The organism is Marisediminicola sp. UYEF4, from assembly GCF_040546025.1.
Classification (GTDB): Bacteria; Actinomycetota; Actinomycetes; order Actinomycetales; family Microbacteriaceae; genus Marisediminicola.
Genome location: NZ_JBEPNA010000015.1, coordinates 41,624 through 60,930 on the forward strand (window position 1 = coordinate 41,624; position 19,307 = coordinate 60,930).

General features: G+C 61.5%; 13 protein-coding genes. 10 read left to right on the forward strand and 3 right to left on the reverse strand.

Annotated elements, in window-relative coordinates; all coding sequences use genetic code 11:
• The first annotated feature begins 618 nt into the window (after positions 1–618).
• On the forward strand, positions 619–1,233 hold the full coding sequence (locus tag ABIB15_RS12570) for a helicase associated domain-containing protein (protein ID WP_354479125.1): 615 nt from the start codon (positions 619–621) through the stop codon (positions 1,231–1,233).
• Positions 1,234–1,358: 125 nt separating this feature from the next.
• Here ABIB15_RS12570 and ABIB15_RS12575 read toward each other — a convergent pair whose 3' ends face one another.
• Positions 1,359–3,200, reverse strand: coding sequence for a GmrSD restriction endonuclease domain-containing protein (locus tag ABIB15_RS12575; protein ID WP_354479128.1), 1,842 nt, complete (start codon positions 3,198–3,200; stop codon positions 1,359–1,361).
• A 616-nt stretch (positions 3,201–3,816) separates the two neighbouring features.
• Between ABIB15_RS12575 and ABIB15_RS12580 the strand changes: the two genes are divergently transcribed.
• A complete protein-coding gene (locus ABIB15_RS12580; RefSeq protein WP_354479131.1) occupies positions 3,817–4,035 on the forward strand; it encodes a hypothetical protein in 219 nt (72 codons plus the stop codon).
• 442 nt (positions 4,036–4,477) lie between these two features.
• On the opposite strand, the gene ABIB15_RS12585 is transcribed toward ABIB15_RS12580, so the two are convergent.
• The gene (locus ABIB15_RS12585; RefSeq protein WP_354479134.1) at positions 4,478–4,654 is read right to left on the reverse strand and encodes a hypothetical protein; all 177 of its coding nucleotides are present in this window, start codon (positions 4,652–4,654) and stop codon (positions 4,478–4,480) included.
• A gap of 10 nt (positions 4,655–4,664) precedes the next feature.
• On the opposite strand from ABIB15_RS12585, the gene ABIB15_RS12590 reads away from it, so the two are divergent.
• From ABIB15_RS12590 to brxL, 8 genes are all read left to right on the forward strand, one after another.
• Positions 4,665–5,219, forward strand: coding sequence for a hypothetical protein (locus ABIB15_RS12590; protein WP_354479137.1), 555 nt, complete (start codon positions 4,665–4,667; stop codon positions 5,217–5,219).
• Positions 5,220–5,605: 386 nt separating this feature from the next.
• Positions 5,606–5,797 carry a helix-turn-helix domain-containing protein gene (locus tag ABIB15_RS12595; protein ID WP_354479140.1) on the forward strand — a complete coding sequence of 64 codons (192 nt, stop codon included), beginning with the start codon at positions 5,606–5,608 and terminating at the stop codon, positions 5,795–5,797.
• 79 nt (positions 5,798–5,876) lie between these two features.
• Positions 5,877–6,500, forward strand: a complete 624-nt coding sequence (locus tag ABIB15_RS12600; RefSeq protein ID WP_354479143.1) for a DUF1819 family protein — start codon at positions 5,877–5,879, stop codon at positions 6,498–6,500.
• Complete coding sequence (locus tag ABIB15_RS12605; protein ID WP_354479146.1) at positions 6,497–7,096, forward strand: DUF1788 domain-containing protein; 600 nt, start codon at positions 6,497–6,499, stop codon at positions 7,094–7,096. The genes ABIB15_RS12600 and ABIB15_RS12605 overlap by 4 nt, the downstream gene beginning before the upstream one ends.
• 4 nt (positions 7,097–7,100) lie before the next feature.
• Positions 7,101–10,595 (forward strand): BREX system P-loop protein BrxC, encoded by a 3,495-nt coding sequence (gene brxC / locus ABIB15_RS12610; RefSeq protein ID WP_354479149.1) that lies wholly within the window; start codon positions 7,101–7,103, stop codon positions 10,593–10,595.
• Positions 10,596–10,611: 16 nt separating this feature from the next.
• A complete protein-coding gene (gene pglX, locus ABIB15_RS12615; RefSeq protein ID WP_354479152.1) occupies positions 10,612–14,097 on the forward strand; it encodes a BREX-1 system adenine-specific DNA-methyltransferase PglX in 3,486 nt (1,161 codons plus the stop codon).
• Positions 14,090–16,585, forward strand: a complete 2,496-nt coding sequence (gene pglZ / locus ABIB15_RS12620) for a BREX-1 system phosphatase PglZ type A (RefSeq protein WP_354479155.1) — start codon at positions 14,090–14,092, stop codon at positions 16,583–16,585. The genes pglX and pglZ overlap by 8 nt, the downstream gene beginning before the upstream one ends.
• Positions 16,586–16,597: 12 nt before the next feature.
• Positions 16,598–18,733 (forward strand): BREX system Lon protease-like protein BrxL, encoded by a 2,136-nt coding sequence (gene brxL, locus ABIB15_RS12625; protein WP_354479156.1) that lies wholly within the window; start codon positions 16,598–16,600, stop codon positions 18,731–18,733.
• Positions 18,734–19,073: 340 nt separating this feature from the next.
• Here brxL and ABIB15_RS12630 read toward each other — a convergent pair.
• On the reverse strand, positions 19,074–19,307 hold a 234-nt coding region (locus ABIB15_RS12630; RefSeq protein ID WP_354479159.1), incomplete at its 5' end, for a hypothetical protein.

A 19,307-nucleotide genomic window follows, 5' to 3' on the forward strand; every position in this document is an offset into this window, starting at 1 on the left:
TCGAATCGGGACTCAAACCCCGCACCGACCACCGCAAGGTCACGCCCGGATCGCATCCTGGCGTGACCTGACCGTCGTTAGTTCGAGGCACCGGCCGCCTCTGGAATGATCTGTGCCGTCGCGGCAAGCATCAGCTCCGCTGCGCGATCGTCGGCGCGTGACGGGTCGGTAGGGGAGTCGACCGCGACAGCCACAAACGGTGCGCCGCGGCACTGGACCAGAACCATCCCGGCCCGGTGTCCCGCCCAGCGATGAATGAGGAGCTCCGTCACGGCGCTGCACGCCCGCGTCGACGATTCGCCGGCCTCCGCTGACCAGCGCCGGGCCACTGACCCGTGCGAGGTTCGTCCAAGTGGGGCGGGCCATCCGCCACAACGGGAGACCGTCTCGTGGTGCCCAGTGCCGAAATGACGGTGACGTCGCAGCCGCCCTGGACCGCGGGTCGGACGGGCGGCGGTCACGGTTCGCCGCCCGGGTCGTTCTCCGAGAGAACCTGTCGCTATCCGGGCTGGTGCGCCGTCGCCTGGTACCGACGACGGTCTAGGTACGTGTCCCGCGCGGTGTGCCGCGCATGCCCCCTCCGACACCGCACAGCCGTGCGGTTCGGAAAGGTCACACATGCCCTACACAAACGCCGCCGACGAACTCGCCGCGAAGTACGAAGCCCTCGCAAGGACGCCTCCCCGCCTGCACGACGACGACCATGCCCGCTCGCGGCGTCACCACGCAGTGAACGCGGCACTGGAAGCCGACGAGAGAGTTCTTGAACCTAGTGCACGGATAGTCTCGTGGGTGGTCTTGCTCCGTTCGTTCGAGCGCTTCGAATCACGGGAAAACAGGCTCCCGCGGGAGAACAACAGATTGCCACCCGGGAGCATCTCGGACGAGGAACGCACCCTCGCGGAATGGCGCAAATATCAACTCAGGGCCGCCACCCGGGAGCGTCACTGCGACTACCAGCGGCGACGGCTGGAAAGCATCCCGGGATTCACTTGGACGCCGCTCGAAGATCGGTGGAACCAGCAATACGCCGAATACGTCGGCTTTGTCGAAGCACACCGCGAGCCTCGACGCCGAAGCCCCGACCCCCTTGAGCGGCGCCTGGCAGCGTGGTGGGAGAGGCAGCGCCGCGCGCGATCCCGCGGAACTCTGCCGGAGGAGCGCGCCGCAAGGCTCACTGCTACGCCTGGATGGCGGTGGTCCGCTACACGTTGCTATCCAGAACAAGCCTGACGTCGCTCCCGAAAGCGAGCACGACAGCGTGCCGCGGTCGACCTGCCGCCCTCTCAACCCTCTCGTGCTCGGAGTGTGCAACCCTCCCACCATGCTGGTCAAGCGCCCTTAGGAGTAGAACCTGCCTACTCCGAGTAGGCGGATTCGGCCAATTCCTCGTCGATGGTCGCTCCAAGCGCGGCCTCCGCGTCGCCTCGCTCGACGTCCGTCGTCGGCTCGGCAATCCCGCCAAGTGTGGCGGCGATGCGTCGTGCGAGGGCTGCGCGGCGTTCGGTGAAGAACTCGGCGAACTCGGTCACGTCCGCGGGCAGTCGGGGGAGGGCGTTTCGGTCGAGGTACGCTCGGAAACTGTCGGGAGTTGGGAAGGCCGCTGACGCCCACACCGTTGGTGACGTATCGGACTTCGAGATGTTCTCGCTGCCTTCGAGCAACTGGAGGTTGGGAAGTTGATCGCGCTTGGTCTGTAAATCGTCGGCTGCATCTCGGTCGAATCCGGCCTGTTTGAGCTTCGGCCGAGCCAGCAGCGCTTGTGGGAGCACGTGATCAACGTGGTGAATGTTGCGCGTGTTGACATGCGGGAACAGCACGGCCAATACGGCGAACGTGCGTGCCCCGCCGTAGGGAAGACGCAGGATGTCGTCAATCTGCTCGGGCGTGACAGCGAGCGATTTCCCGCGCGCCGCCATTCGCTTCTCGATCTCAGCGCTCGGGAACCCGGTTGCGCCGTAGTCGTCTATTGCCTGGCGTAGGTCGCGCAGCAGGGAGTCGAGGCCGGAGCCCCAGACGCCAGGCATGATCAGGGACCGAAGGGTCCATGAGCGCATTAGCTCCCGGTCGGCGGCGTCTGCGACGGAATCACGGTACTTCTGTGTTAGCCCGCGGCGATGGACGTAGCAAGCGATCGGGATGAGCACGCTTCCCGCCGTGAGCGTCGCGTTCGACAGGCCGAAGTCGCTTAGAAGCCCGGCAGCGACCTTGAGGGAGTCGCCGATCGAGTCCCAGTCACGGTCGAGGGTCGCCATGTTCTCGGAGGTGAAGTTCTTGACCTTGAAGCCGATGTCGCCGATCCCTGCAAGTACGAGCCCGGACTTCAGTACGACGTCCTGCGTGAACGCGAAGCCCTGCCCCGTGGAGTTCAGCGCATCCACCAGTCCGTGAATGGCGCTACGGGCGTCGCGCTCCTTCCACTGTGCGGTTGCTATCGACAACAGCAGATCGCTGTACGAGAGCACGGTGCCCGCCGAGTTCACGCGGATGAAGATGTCGAGAACCCGCTCGACGTCTTGGTCAGTTTCCTCGTAGAAGTGGACGCCGGACACCGCATGAATCGACTGCCAAAGCTGACCAAGCAGGCTGACCGCGCTCTCGGTGTTCCCGAGGCCGGCGGCCGCGATTGCCGGGAAGAGGTCAAAGGCCTGCTCGGCCTCGAACACGCGGTGCACAGGAAACCAGTACCGCGATTCCTCTGGCTGTGCCGCGGCGAGTTGGCCCTCGGTGAGCAAACGGAAGTCGTAGCGCAGGCCAGCCTCGTTTTCTTCTGCTTCGCCGAGCACGTTGAGGTAGAGCTTGCGGACGGGGTAGCTTTCGGCGTTGTTGCTCCGCCCGTGCTTCCGCCTGTAGGCGTAGGTACCGCGAAGTCCGATATTCAGCGAGGTGAGCCGTTGCTGGCCGTCGAGCATCGCGGTGACGGCCTGGCCGGGCGCAACATCGAGAGTCGGGTTGTGTCTCCCGTTGAACTCGTTGTAGTCCTTCAAGAATCCGTAGAAGCGAAACTTGGTGACGGTGTCAGGCTCGACCTTCCAGGACAGGAAGCTACCGATTGGGTAGCCGCGCATGATCGAATCGAAAAGGCCGATCACCTGCGATGGCTTCCAGACGTACTCCCGCTGGATCGCGGGCAAGATCAGGTCCCCCTTCTGAATGCGCCGGAGCGCGGCACCGATTGTCGTTGGTGGCAGGTATCCCATACGTCAAGACCCTACTATCGTGCCGATGCGGTGGGGGCTGGCCCATGGTGAGCCCGCCGAGGGCAACCACTCACCCTGAACGCCCCGGCCAGCGAGACGGTCGTCGTGACGCTGCCTGACCCGACGACGGCGTCGCGCCGGGTGATGTTGTCGGACGACCCTGACTCTGACGGACTGGCCGAGGGTGCTAAGTCAGGGCGGCGACGCCGAGATCTTTCTCATGCACGCACCGTGGAACACTGCCGACTCGATCCCGCCCGGGGGCGTCAGATACTCGATCGAACGCTGGCTGCGATCTGTACTTGGCGGTGGCTCACCTGCCAAGAGTTGCTGAGCGGGGTCGCGTTGGATGACTGCATCATCGGCCCGCACCGACGCAGCTCGTAGCCCCGGTTCGTTCAACGGGCCGCAGCCCCTTCTCGCCGGCCGCGCGCACCGGCGATATTAAATGCGTGCATCTTCCGTCGCTTAGTGGATCGTTCGGCTGGCCGAAAACCGCTAATCGTCGAGCTCGACTGGCGCGATCGCCCCGAAACGGACGAGCTCAACGGCCCACAGCAGCTGTATTGCCGCACCCGGTTCGTCTCGCTCGGCTATGTCTAGTTCATCTCCGAGGGTGCCGGAGTTATCACCGGCTACTTGCTCACCGGCGAGGAGATCGTCGTTCCACGACCCGCTCAACAATTTCAACGCGGACATCGCCGCGGTCGGCCGGATCAGCGCCGGGCTCGACGCCGTTGCGTTCGCCTACCTGCAGTCGCAAGGCAAGGCGCTCGGGCTGATCGTTGGCCGCAAGAAGCCGACGCTGAACTTGTCGGGTCGACTCAATCGTTGAGCTTCCCCGTCGAGGTCGACGCCGAGGACGCAGCGTTCACAATCCTCTCGATACGCAAGAAAATGCACCGGACCGCGTGGTCGAGGCTGGCAAGTGTGGAAGGTGGCAGGCATTGTCAGGTCGAGGTGTCATGGTCTCTCCAATCGTCTCGTCCGGCCATCGTCGAAGGGCTGTTCGCGAGGTCCTTGATCCATTGGGGAGTAGGCCGGCGTGTTTGGGCGTCTGACTCGACTCGTAGCTTCGCCGCTGCTATCCGCAGTTTCTGTGACGGGGGCTGGCCGTCGCCTGGGCGTTCTCCATTGCGCGTCGTCATCGTCCCTCCCTGTGTGTCGATTGTGGTCCGGTCAGACGTCGAAAGCGAGCGTGTCCCAAGAATCTCAAAGTAATTGCGGCTGCGGGGGCAGGGGATTCAGGCTGGGGACTCCTTTTCTTGCGGCACTCATCACGCTCGGCTGTGATCCTTGCGCCCGCTGAATGTGTCGAGCAGTTGCGTTTTTCGTGCGGTGCCGCGCATGAAGCTTTCGACGCACCCCGGACCCGGGGATGCTTTCGACAGTTGCAGGAAAGTGAAACCGATGAAATCTGAAATCAGCTCCTCCCACAGTGGAGGCTCGCCCACACAACCCCCCTTGACCTATGGGCGCGACCTTGCGAGAACCGCCTTATTCGAGGCGGTGAACCCCGCTAACGGAGCAACCGCGATGGTTCAACTGGCCCCGTTCGTGACAGCGGAAGTGCGCGAGGTCTTCCGCGCGTTTGCGACCTCCGACGACCCAGGCGAGTTCAGGGCCTTATTCGAATTCAACTCCCCGAATTTCGGTGCAGAATGCTTGACCACAGCGCAGCTCCGCTCACTCGTCCTCGACTGGGAGGCTGCGTCAGCCGCACTCAGCGAGGATGACGCCCAGCTCCTCCGTGTGCTGTTTTTCGACGATGAGGGAGAGCTGAGGGCCGAATTGCGAGAACGAGGAATCGAGATGCCGTATTGCGATTTTGAAATCTACCTGGCAGCCGTCGGAGCCCAACTCATTGGAGTAGGCCGCTTTTCACATGACGAGGTCGATTCAACGACGTATCGCTTCCTTCGCCTCATCCACGCACGCTACGCCGCCCGCGAGCCGAGCATGTGGCCAGCCATGAAGATACTGCGCATCCTCCTCCGTGAGGGGTCCCTTGTAATATGAGCCTTCGCGCTGGGGCGGGCGCCACATGCAGATTTCACATGGCGTCCTCCCGGCGACTGGCTGGCGAGCATCATCACGAGCCAAAGGCCGCTGGCGCACATTCGGGCACGGTGACGGGCTCAGGGGCCAAGAACCCCGAGGTGCGAGGTCACTCGATCTCTGAGTGGTGGCCTCTTCTGGTCATGACGACATTCGGCTCGTGGCGAATGCTGCCCGCGCAGCCCTTCTCCGAGAGTGACCGCCGCCCACATCAATGCCACCTGCACTGGGGGCGATAGCATCAGGCGTAATACGGCTAGACCCGGTCAAACCCGGTCAGACGCGACACACTGGCCGATAGGGTGAGCGTACCCGCGTTTCGACGATCGCCAGGTGGAGGTTTTCTGATGGCTGAGCCTTGGCTGTCGGCGGATCAGGTCGCTGCCCATCTCGGTGTCACGAAAGACACGGTGTACGCCTGGATCGCCGATAAGGGGATGCCCGCCCATAAGATCGGGCGTCTTTGGAAGTTCCAGGCGAGCGAGGTTGACGAGTGGGTGCGTGGGGGCGGGGCTTCCATTGTTGCTAGAGACTCCTAGCAGCCCCGTTGCCAATCGATCGATGTCGGTTGGCGAGCTTAGTCTGTACGACTTGCCATGTTCAGGAGGAAGGTGCGGGTTGGTTAACGAAGATTCTGCTGCCGAGCGCTATGCGCTGTCGTTCACCAGCGGCGCTCTACTTTCCCGGGAAGCCGTCATCGCCGCTCCTCTCTACCTGCGCGAGCGCGACTGGGCGCGTGTGCGTGAACTGATACGAGAGAACAATCTTCTTCAGTCGCGCACGACCTCGTCGGGCTTTCGCCTTGCGCGTGAGGTCGCGCAACGTCTTGCCGTCCTGACGGACAGCGAACTTGAGCTGCTGACCGAAGCGACAGCGACGGAACGTGCCCACCTAATGTGGGTTGCTGCATGCCGTCGCTATACATTGATCGGCGACTTCGCTGAGGAGGTCGTCCGTGAGCGGTTCATTCTATTAACGCCGAACCTCAGCTATGACCACTTCGACAGCTTCATTCGAGGCAAAGCCCTGTGGCATTCCGAACTAGCGGACCTCAAAGATTCCACCATGCAAAAGATTCGCTCCACGGTATTCCAAATGCTGACCGAAGCAAGCTTGCTCTCCGGGCGCGGCGACATCCTCCCGGCGGTGCCGTCCGAGCGGGTCCTCGACGCCCTCGACGCACATACACCGAGCGACGTTCGATTCCTACCGACGACGGTCAAGCGGAGTGGCACGCGATGACTCCAAACGAACTGTCCCGCCAGGAGGAGCACCTCTTCGCGGTGCTCAGTGGCAGCAGGTTCCTGCGCATGGAGGGCCTCAGCAATGAGGTTCCGTTCTTCATCTACCCCTATGACTCCGAGGATGCGCTCGCGGTCGCCGACTCCACGAAGCGGATCAAGAGGCGGTTGGCCAACAAAGGCATCGAGGTTCGCGAGGTAAACCTCTACGACTTGTCGGTGGAGATCCTCAAGGCGCGCGGAGACTGGGATGAAGTGCTCGACGTCGAGCCGCAGCTCGACAAGTCCGAGTTCACAGAGATGCTGCAATCGATGCTAAACCCACAGCAGCACCTGGCTCCGGCGATCCGAGACAAGATCGCTGACGGCGCCTTCGACATCGTCTTCCTCACGGGCATCGGCGAGGTGTTTCCGTACATCCGGTCGCACAACGTGCTGAACAACTTGCAGAGCGTGGTCAGCGGCAAGCCGATGCTCATGTTTTTTCCAGGGCGGTACGAGCAGTCCAACACCCTCGGGTCGTCGCTCGTCCTGTTCGGACAATTGATGGACGACCAGTACTACCGAGCCAAGAACATCTTGGAACAGGAGGCTTGACTCGATGAAACTCAACGCAATCTTTGCCAAGGACGTCCAGCGCCCGATCGAAGGTGTCATCAAGGCCGATGACACTGCTCACCTCAGCACAGAGGTCGACGAGTACGTCTTGACGAATGAGGCCGCCAAGGGCCTGGAACTTCTCCTCGAGGCGTACACCAACTACACCAATGCCAACGGCGTGTGGGTCTCGGGATTCTTTGGCTCGGGCAAGTCGCACCTGCTCAAAATGCTCGCCCACCTACTCGGTGATGTGGAGGGACAAGAGTTCTCGCGCGAGCGCGTCTCCCATAGCTTCGGTGTGAAAGCGCAAGGCGCGTTCCTGCCCGCCCTGCTCGGGAAAGCCGACCGCATCCCGGCGAAGAGCCTGCTGTTCAATATCGACCAAAAGGCGACCCTAATCAGCAAGGACCAGTCCGACGCCCTGCTGAAGGTGTTCGTGAAGGTTTTCGACGAGTCCCGCGGTTACTACGGCGAACAAGGGCACATTGCTCGATTTGAGTGCCAGATGGACGAGGAAGGACAGCTGGAGGCGTTCAAAGAAGCCTTCAAATCCATCTCGGGCCGAGACTGGGTTGAACGTCGCCCAAGCTTCGGGCTCCCGACGGTCCGCAAGCAGGTCAATGAGGCCTATGCGCAGGTCACCGGCGTGGACACTTCGAGCGCGCCGGACATCCTCACGACCTATCAGGCAACCTATGCGGTCTCGATCGAGGACTTCGCCGACGAGGTGAGCGCGTGGATCGACAAGCAGGAGCCCGGTTATCGGCTGAACTTCTACGTCGACGAGGTGGGGCAGTTCATCGGGTCGAACACGCACCTCATGCTGAACTTGCAGACGATTGCGGAGTCTCTGAACACGAAATGCCAGGGGCGGGCGTGGGTGTTCGTGACGTCGCAAGAGGACATGGACAAGGTCGTCGGCGACCGCACAAAGCAGCAGGGCAACGACTTCTCGAAGATCCAAGCCCGCTTCAACACCCGGGTGAAGCTGACGAGCGCGGATGTCGAGGAGGTCATCCGCAAGCGACTGCTGGAGAAGAACTCGCAGGGCGCCGCGACGCTGAGCGCTATCCACTCGTTGGAGTCGGCGAACTTCAAAACCCTGTTCGATTTCGTCGACGGTGCGAAAACCTACCGCAACTACCCCGACGAGGAACACTTCGTCGGCACCTACCCATTCGTGAGCTACCAGTTCCCGCTGTTCCAGGCGGCGATCGAGGGCATCTCCGACCACAACGTGTTTGAGGGGCGCAACAGCTCAGTAGGCGAGCGGTCGATGCTTGGCGTCGTGCAACAAGTCGCCAAAGACATCGGCGACGTCGAGGTAGGCACCCTCGCCACCTTCGACCACATGTTCGCGGGCATCCGCGCCTCCCTGAAGTCCGCCGCGCAGCGCTCGATCGACGTTGCTGAGCGCAACCTCGACAACGAGCTGGCTGTTCGTCTGCTCAAGGCGTTGTTCCTGATCAAGTACGTCGAGAGCTTCCAGGCCACCACGCGCAACCTCACCGTGCTGGTCTACGACCGGTTCGGCCTCGATCTGCCCGCACTGTCGAAGCAGGTGCAGGAGGCGCTGACGCTGCTGGAGACGCAGACGTACGTGCAGCGCAGCGGCAACGTCTACGAGTACCTGACCAACGAGGAGCAGGTGATCGAGGAGGAAATCAAGAACGTCGACATCGACGCCTCCGAGGTCGCTGGCCGTTTGTTCAAGATCCTCTCGCAGGATGTCGTTCGCACAAGCAAGCTGCGCTACGCCAAGAACGGGCAGGATTTTGCCTTTGGATACAAGCTCGACGACCAGGTGTACGGGCAACAGCGCGAGCTGTCGATGCACTTCATCACCCCTGAGTATCCGTACGACGCCCAGACGATCCGGGCACACAGCACCGGAAAGGACGAGCTCCGCGTAGTCCTTGAGCCCGATGAACGGGTGCTCTCGGATCTTCGGTTGCTGATCAAGACCGAGAAATACACCAAGCGCAAGCAGACCACCTCGCTGTCGGCGGTCGAAGACCAGATCTTGCGCTCGAAGGCCGCGCTGAACGTAGAGCGCGAGAAAGAACTCATCGAGCGCATCCGTCGCGCGGCTGGCAAGGCCGAGCTCGTGATCAACGCTGCCAATGTGACCTCGGGCTCGCAGGATGCGCTCGCGCGGGTCACGGACGGGTTCCAGGACCTCATCGCCCGCACCTACACCCAGCTCAGTTTGCTCGGGGGTACGAGTTACACCGAGCAGCAGGTCGCTGGGTTCGCCAACCCCGACCAGTCGGGGCTGATCGATGATCCGTCGCTGTCGAAGCTCGCCGCGCCCGGTGACGAGGTGCTCTCGCACGTGCTGCGACGTGACCGGCTCGGCGAGCAGGTGACCGTCAAATCGATCGTCGATACTTTCCAGGCCAAGCCGTATGGCTGGGACCTCGCCTCGATCGAGGTCGTGATCGCTTGGCTCGTCGGGGCATCGAAGATCATTCTCACCGTTGATGCCAACGCTCTCAAGCGCAGCGAGGTCGCTGGCGTGCTTCGTAACACGCAGAAGCACTCGCACGCCGTCGTTGCACCCCAAAAGACGTTCGACGAGCGCAAAGTCGCTGCATTTCGCTCCTTCTGCACCGACTTTTTCGACGAGGCCACCGCACCCAAAGACTCGCTCGAACTCGCCCGCCACGGCAGCGACAAGTTGCGTAGCAAGCTCGACGAACTGAAGGCGCGGGTCACCGGATCGAAGTACCCGTTCGTGTCTCAGCTTGACGCGTCGATCTCGCTTCTTGAGCAGGTGGTTGGTAAGCCCGACGAGTGGTACCTGTCGGAGTTCGCACTCGGCGATGAGCTGCTCGACGCCAAAGAGAGCGTGAGCGATCCAATCCAGGCGTTCCTCGGCGGCGAGCAGCGGGCGATTTTCGACGACGCGGCCGAACTGTTGCGGGCGAACGTCAGCAACCTCGGCTACCTCTCGGCAGGCAGCGACGGGGAGGTCACAGCTCTGCTCGATGACCCCCAGGCGTTTCGCGGCAACCGCATGGCCCAGCTTAAGCAGGCAGCCGACGCCCTACGGGCTCGCATCGACGAAGTCCTTGCGGTGAACCGTGCAGCGGCTATTGCGGAGATCGAGTCACGCAGAACTGCACTGCTCGGCAGCACGATCTACCGCGACGCGACCGAAGACGCACAACAGCGCGTCGTCAGGACGGTCGACCAGCTGATCACCCGCATCGGCGACGAGCCTCAAATTGCACTCATCCGCGAGCTGGGGAACAGCTTCGAGGAGACCCTCTTCCCCGCACTGCTCGATCAGCTCGCCGCAACAGCGCGGCCAGCCGAGGGGACTGACGATCCAGCACCCGCTCCGGTCAAGCAGACTATCTCGGTCAAGACGATCACAGCTACCGGCGTGCATGGCGTTCTGGAGACACCCGAAGACGTCGACCGGTATGTCGCGGCACTCCGAGCGTCGCTAATTGACGCGCTCAATGACGGAAAGCGGATCGCCCTGTAATGGAAAAGACACACTGATGGAAACCGCACCACTCAAGTCGTTCGCCACCTGGGCGCGCATCGCCCTGATCCGCGAAGTCAACGCGCGCATCGTCGCGGTGCTCGCTCCGGCCTCCAAAGACCGAGTTGAAAGTGCCAGCGTGGTCGCTGCACTCGAGCGCGATATCGCGGCCGGGGGCGGCGGCGAAACCGGACGTGATGCTATAGCCGACAAGGTTGCCTACACCTGGTTCAACCGCATCATCGCTCTACGTTTCATGGATGCCAACGGCTACACCGGCATCGGTATCGTCTCGCCTCCGCGCGGGCAGACCACCGGGCAGCCGGAAGTGCTGGCCGACGCCAAGCGCGGGAGCATCGACCCCGCCGTCGTCACGAACAAGCGCACCATCGAGGCGATCACCGCACTGCTCGACGGCACGCGCCGCAGCGACGACGCGCAGGGCGAGGCATACGCCCTGCTGCTCGCCGAGTACTGCCGCCACTGGAACCGCTCGATGCCGTTCATGTTCGAGCGCGAAGGCGACTACACCGAGTTGCTCATCCCCTCCAACATGCTCGCTGATGACTCCGTGATCGCCCGCGCTACCACGGTGCTCACCGAAGACGTCTGCCAGGACGTCGAGGTGATCGGCTGGCTATACCAGTTCTACATCTCGGAGCGGAAGGACGAGGTCTTCGCCGGGTTCAAGAAGAACAAGAAGGCCGGCGCCCCCGAGATTCCCGCCGCTACCCAGCTCTTCACTCCGCACTGGATTGTCCGCTACCTAGTCGAGAACTCCCTCGGACGCCTATGGCTCCTCAACCGGCCGACCTCGCGCCTGGCCGAGCAGATGGAGTACTATCTCGCGCCGGTCGATGAGGAGATCGACTTCCTCAAGATCGAAACCCCTGAAGAGCTCAAGGTTATCGACCCTGCCTGCGGCTCGGGCCACATGCTCACCTATGCTTTCGACCTCCTGTACTCGATCTATGAGGAAGAAGGCTACGCGCCGGCCGATATCTCTGGCCTGATTCTCCAGCACAATCTCTTTGGCGCCGAAATCGACCCTCGAGCCGGTGTGCTGGCCGCGTTCGCCCTAGCGATGAAAGCGCGGGCGAGGCAGCGCACGTTCTTCTCGAAGGGCGTCCAGCCGAACGTCTGCGTGCTGGAGCCGATCCATTTCGACCCTGCTGAACTCGACTACTTGTGGTCGCGGAGCAAGAGCGTCAATATCGCGCGCGCCGACGCCGACACTTTCTGGAACAGATTCGAGCACGCCGACACCCTCGGCTCGCTCATTCAGCCGAGCGAGAAACTCGTCGTACCGCTAAAGCGGTACTTCGAAGATCACCCAGCGAGCGACGGCGACATACTTGCTGCTGATGTTCATGCGAAGGTTACGCGCGTGATTCGACAGGCGGAGTTCCTCACTCCAAAATATTCGGTGCTCGTCGCGAATCCTCCATACATGGGCAGCGGCAATATGGGTGACCGCTTGGCTCAGTTCGCGGGTCGCAACTTCAAGACCAGCAAATATGACCTGTTCGCAATGTTCATCGAGCGCAGCTTCAGCCTTGTCTGCCCGCGAGGCGTCGCCGCCCTAGTGACGATGGAAGCTTGGATGACGGGGGCCGCCTACGCAAAATTTCGGAGTGAAGTCGTCTTCAAACAGGACCTTCGGTCGCTGGTTCATATGCCTTACTTGGGCAAGGGGCGAACAGCTATGGGGATCAATTTTGGTATCTCCGCGATGGTCCTTCGGAGAGCCGTCGGAGGATCGGATCGAGCTGCTTTTCAGTGCATTCGCCACTACGAACTGGACGACTTCGGCGTGCCGATAGAGTTCCCTGTTCGTAACGAGCGGTTCTCGCTCGTCCGCATGGATGAATTCACCGAGATTCCGGGCATGCCAGTTATCTATGCCGCATCTTCCGAGGATCTCGCGGCTTTGGCTGCCCGTCCGAAGGTTTCGGATCTCGTAACAACGCGCGAGGGACTGACAACGGGTGACAATGATCGGTTTCTTCGCAGATGGTTCGAAGTGTCCAGTTGTCGTATCGCGCCTCCCGATCAGGTCGCGAGTAGTGGTTTCACTTCGCACCGCTGGTACATGTACGTCAAGGGTGGCGAGTTCCGGCGCTGGTACGGGAACCTTGACTTCGTAGTCGACTGGGAAAACAGTGGGGAACGGGTAAAAGTCAACGTTGATACGAAGACCGGGCGGGTGCGATCTCATAATTACAACGGTGAATTCGGCTTTCTCGAAGGCCTGACCTGGTCGGGCGTCTCTAGCAGCAGGTTTTCGGCCAGATACGTTCCTGCCGGCCACATGTTCGATGCCAAGGGCCCGATGGGATTTGGGGGGAATCGCACTAATCTCTTGGCCGCGATGGCGGTTCTCAATAGCGGCGCTGCCGACCGATACCTTGGGATGCTGGCGCCAAACCTAGACTTCAAGCTCGGTCACGTGCTGAACCTGCCAGCCCCAGCGGCCGCGGCCGTGCGGGACGAACTGAGTCAGATCGCCGAAGAGGCCATTCTGGCCTCGAAGGCGCTCTGGGATGAGGCCGAGACTTCAGCGGACTTTGATCGTTTGCCAATCATCCGGAGGTCCGCCAGGGCCGAGGACTGCGTGACCGAGGTTGCGCGTCAGCGGGCGGACATTGCAGCCACCCTGAGCGAGTTGAGGAGCCAAGTGGATGCCGTACTCTCGGCAGAGCGCCAAGGGCAAGAGGTCGGGAGGGAATCTCTAGACGATGACTCTGAAACTGCCGTCATTCCAGTGGCGGAGCGGATGAGGGATCTCATGTCGTACGCCGTCGGTTGCATGCTCGGCCGCTACAGCCTCGACGAGCCCGGACTGATCCTCGCAAATCAGGGTGACACGCTGCAGGAATACCTGGCCAAAGTGCCGAAGCCTTCGTTCATGCCAGACAAGGACAACGTCATCCCGATCGTGGACGGCGATTGGTTCGAGGACGATATCGTGGCGCGGTTCCGGCAATTTCTGCGCGTCGCGTTCGGTGAGGAGTACTTCGAGGAGAACCTGCGTTTCGTCACCGACTCGCTCGACGTGAAAGACCTCCGCGACTACTTCCTCAAATCCTTCTACAAGGACCACGTACAGCGGTACAAGAAGCGTCCGATCTACTGGCTGTTCTCCAGTCCAAAGGGCTCATTCAACGCCCTCATCTACATGCATCGCTACACGCCGTCTACCGTCTCGACGGTGTTGAACGAGTACCTGCGGGAGTTCAAGGCGAAGTTGGAGGCCAGCCGCCAGCACCACGTGAGACTCGCGGCAGGTGACGGCACGCCCCGCGAGAAGGCCGCGGCCGAGAAAGAAGTGGATCGGCTGCGCAAGGTGTTGCTCGAACTCGACGAGTACGAACACGGCGTGCTTTACCCGCTTGCCACCCAGCAACTCGCCATCGACCTTGACGACGGTGTGAAGGCCAACTACTCCAAGTTCGCCGATGCGCTCAAGAAGATCCCTGGCTTGGATGCGATCGATGAGTGAAACCTCCGCAGTGAAGGAGCACTTGGCGCGTCGGTTCTATACGCAACGCGTCGTCTTCTGGCATGACCCAGACGGTGAGTATGTGGGCGACCTCGACGCACTTGGCCTGGATGGCATCGAGACGGTGCGCGTAGAGAACAATGAGTACGCGGTGAAGAACCGGCTGCTGCACGCCGCGCCGAAGTCCAAGTTCCTCGTCTATCGCGTGGGATCTGTCCCGACTGGGGCCTCGAACTGGCTGCTCGACCTCGAACTGGCCTACGGAGTATTTACGGCCGACCGCACCTCACTTGTGCAGCAGGAACTCGGCCTGACCGCAGACGGCATCGACGAAGTTGTCCGTGTGCACGAGAAGTTCTTCCGGGCGGCGAAGCGCGTGCAGAGCCTCAAGGCGCTGCTTGAGCCGGACGACGACGTCGACAAGCTGCGGGCGAAGATGTTGGCCGTGCTTCTCGGACAACGCGAGCACAGCCTGCTCGAACTCACGCGCACGCTGCTGATCGAGAACGCAGCCGGCGGTGATGCGAAATACCGTGCGCTCGTCGACTACGGGCTCGACGAGTTCCACTGGAAGGGTGCGGCCGCAATCTACGGTTACACGTCGCCGAGCCCGAGTATCGACGACTTCGCACTGTGGATGTTCCGGCAGGCGATCGACGGGTTCAAGTCGGATCGCCCGGGCGGGCTGCGCAATATCCAGCTTGACTTCGCGAGCCTGCGCAACGACCGACGCAGCACGGACTCACTCGCAGAAATCGCCAGACGCGCGGCATCGGATCTCGACTACGCGGGCAGCATCGAGGACGCCACGTTCCGTGACCTCGCGGGCAACGATCTCTTCGAGGAGGTCGAACGCAAGATCATTAGCGACCTCGCGCGTACCGTCGCCGAGCGCACGGTCACCGCGCGCGACGTCAGCGACGTCATTCGGAGTCGCCAGAGCAGCATTTGGATTGACGGCTACCGCAAGCTGTACGCGGCCATCGGGAGTGCGTCGGAACTGCTGAGCGAGTTGACGACGCTGAAGCTCACCGTCTCGTCGTTCGATGACGGGCTCGACCGCTACCGGCGGGAGTGGTTTCGCATTGACCAGCTCTACCGGCAGTTCGTGTTCTCCGCGCGTACGGCCGAGCACTCTGGGCCGCTTGAGGCTTTGCGTGCCGAGGTGGAGAAGTTCTACGCGAACAAGTTCCTCTACGAGCTGGGCAATGCATGGCAGCAACAGGTCGATGCGACGGACCGGTGGCGTTCGTCGGCGCTACGCCCGCAGACCGCGTTCTACGCAGAGCATGTCGCGCCGATCATCCGCGATGGCCGCAAGAAGGCCGTCGTCATCATCTCGGACGCTCTGCGCTACGAGGTTGCTGAAGAACTCGGCACGCGTATTCGGCAGGAAGACCGGTTCGACGCGACTCTCGACGCCGTGCTCGGCGTGCTGCCCAGCTACACCCAACTCGGCATGGCCGCTCTCCTGCCGCACAAGACGATCGGTCATTCGAAGGGTGGCGACCCCGTGCTCGTTGATGGGCAGCGCTCCGACGGCACGGCAAATCGCAACAAGGTGCTCGGCGCTGTCGACGGCAAAGCGATTCAGGCGGAGGATGTCCTCGCGCTCTCACGGGATGAGCTGCGTGAGCTCTATGCGCAGCACCAGGTACTGTACGTGTACCACGACCGCATCGATGCGACCGGCGACAAAGCCCGCACCGAACGCCAAGTCTTCGAGGCTGCCGACGACGCGCTTCGCGAGCTGGTCGATCTCGTCAAGCGGCTCACGAACGCCAACGCGACCAACATCCTCATCACCGCCGACCACGGGTTTCTGTTCCAGGACACCGCGCTCGCGGATTCGTTCTACCTCTCCACGCTCCCACAGGGCGATGATGTCACCGTCACCAACCGCCGATATGTGCTTGGTCGGGGGTTGAAGGACGACCCGGCATTCCGTACCTTCGCCCCGGAGCAGATCGGCCTGGACAGCGATCTTCAGGTGCAGATTCCCAAATCAATCCACCGGCTGCGCCTGCCCGGTGCTGGTTCACGGTTCGTGCACGGCGGTGCTGCTTTGCAGGAGATAGTCGTACCTGTGCTGACGATCAATAAGAAGCGCAAGAGCGACACCCGACTGGTCAACGTAGAGGTGCTGCCCGAGTCTGACAAGATCACCACTGGCCAACTCGTCGTCAAGTTGTTCCAGTCCGAGCCGATAAGCGAGAAGGTGCAGCCCCGGACGGTGCGCGCCGGTCTTTACGTCGGTGAGACGTTGATCTCCAACGAGCACGAGCTGACGTTCGACCAAGATTCGACCGACAAGCGTGACCGCTATCAGAGCGCACACATGCTACTCAGCCAGGACGCGAACGAGTTCAACAACCGCGCCGTCGAGTTCCGGCTCGAGGAGCGCATCCCGAACACCAACCAGTGGCGCGTGTATGCCAAGGCGATGTACACACTGAAGCGGTCGTTCGCCTCGGACTTCGATTTCTAGGATAGGACAGCCATGACACTTGACAGCGTCACGCAGCCGGAGGGCGACGCGCCCGAAAGCGGAGCAGCCGCAGTCCCACCGCCGCAGACTGACCTCGACCGCAAGATCAACGAGCACTTCGCCGGTTCGGTCGTGCGCAAAGACCTGGTGAAAGCTGTCAAGGGGAACGCGATCGTGCCCTCTTACGTACTCGAGTACCTTCTCGGACAATACGCGGCATCCGATGACGAGGCGACCATCCAAGCCGGCATCGTCGCGGTACGGAAGATCCTTGCCGATCACTACGTGCAGCGAAACCAGTCGGAGCTCGTGAAGTCCACCATCAAGGAGCGCGGCCGTCACCGCGTCATCGACAAGGTGACCGTGACGCTCAACGAGAAGGATGACGTCTACCAAGCGGAGTTCGCCAATCTCGGAATCAAGGGCGTCCTTGTCGATAGCCCGACCATCACGGCGCACCCGAAACTCCTCGTCGGCGGGGTTTGGTGCATCTGCGACGTCGAGTATTTCCACACAGATGACGCCCGCTTGGTGCCGTGGGTTCTCGGTTCCTTGAAGCCAATCCAGATGTCCAACTTCGACTTCGACGGATACCTCGCCGCGCGGAGAGAGTTCACCACCGATGAGTGGATCGACCTGCTCATCCAGTCGATTGGGTTCGATCCGGAGCTGTTCGGCCGGCGCGCGAAGCTCATCCAGCTCGTGCGACTCATTCCCTTCGTTGAGCGCAACTACAACCTCGTCGAGCTTGGGCCGAAGGGCACCGGTAAGTCACACATTTTCTCGGAGTTCTCGCCTCACGGGATGCTGATCTCTGGTGGCGAGGTCACGGTGCCGAAGCTCTTCATCAACAACGCCAACGGGAGGCTGGGTCTCGTCGGTTATTGGGATGTCGTCGCCTTCGACGAGTTCGCGGGCAAGAAGAAGCGAACCGATAGGTCGCTCGTCGACATCATGAAGAACTACATGGCCAACAAGTCCTTCTCAAGGGGCACATCGGTCGAGGGCGCAGAAGCATCGATGGTATTCGTCGGCAATACTTCGCACACTGTGCCATTCATGCTCAAGAACTCCGACCTGTTCGACGAGCTCCCAGAGAGCTATCACGATTCCGCTTTCCTCGACCGACTACACCACTACATCCCGGGCTGGGAAGTCGACACCATCCGCAGCGAGATGTTCTCGAACGGATACGGCTTCGTCGTCGACTACATCGCCGAAGTGCTCAAGTCAATGCGGAACGCCGACTACTCGGATCAATACCAGCAACACTTCACGCTGGGCTCAGACATATCAACACGCGACCGTGATGGCATCCACAAGACCTTCTCCGGACTGATGAAACTGCTCTTCCCGCACGGGGAAGCTACCCAGGCAGAGATCGCGGAGATCCTGCGATTTTCGATCGAAGGGCGTAAGCGAGTCAAGGATCAGATCCTTCGAATCGACTCGACGATGGCCGATGTGAGGTTCGGTTATTCAGACACCGCGGGTGTTTGGCACGCGGTGTCCACCCTCGAAGAAGACGAATACCCGACGCACTACCACCGGCACGCTACTCATAAGGCCAGCACCGTCGCCAGCGATGATCAAGACGATACCGGGCAGGTCGGCGAGGTCGTGGACGAGTCGACAAAAGTGGCTTCGCCTCCCAAGCCGACATTGTTCCAAGGGCATCTGGAGTTCCAAGAGAACCAACGTGGCGTCTCATACGAAACTATGCTGCTGCCATACATGCGCGGCGCAACAGAGATCACGATCGTTGACCCCTACATTCGTCTCCCGCACCAGGGTCGCAATCTTGTGGACCTGTTGGCGCTCCTTGCTACCGCGAAAGATCCCGCTGACGAGATCGCCGTTACCCTCCTAACGAAGGAAGATACTGGCGAGTTCCAACGGCAGCACTTGCTCATGCTGAAAGAGATCCAGGACGAAGCCTCGACCGTGGGTATCAAGTTCACGGTTGTCTGGGACGAGACAATCCACGATCGCTCAATCAGAGCAGACAACGGATGGAGGATCCTCCTCGGACGAGGGCTCGACATCTTCCAGAAGGGGTCGGGTGGCCAGTTCGACCTCGGTGCGCGCCGTCAGGAGTTTCGCCAGGTTGTCGCGTTCGGGGTGACGTACATCCGGGAGTCTGCGTGATTCACTCAGACAAACGCGCGTCACTGACCAGGCGCAGCCGCCGAGAGTCCGCCTCTTCAGCGGCAAGGAGGACCAGTAGGTCATAGTCCTGAGATGTTAGGAACGTCGAGGCCGGAGTATCCCGTGATCGCGGGAAACCACACTTCCCTCCATGTAGAGGAAGCCGCGTACGAGTCACAGTTCGAGCCGATACCTTCCGCTGTTGATTGCGTGTGTCAATGGCCATCGTGGCCGTCGAGAATCCTGCCGTGTAGCGTCGGTGCGGTCACATTTTCGCCGTCGAAGGTCTAGGCCCGTCTCTCCTGCCCGTGCGGAGGACACTGTCGATCAGGACGCGGTGTCAGTGCGCGCGCAGGGCGCTGTCGTCGCCTCCTGACCGGGTCTGATGTGAGCTTCGCTCTCCCTCCTCCTCCGCTCGGGCCAGCTCCTTGCCGAGATCCACATAGCTCTCGAAGCTCCAGTGGTCGCTCGTGGTGACCTGCGCCCGTATGGTGAGTTGAGACAGGGGTAAGGAGGATCCGGTATGTCGGATCGTAGGAAGTTCACGCCGCAGTTCAAGGCTGACGCGGTGGCG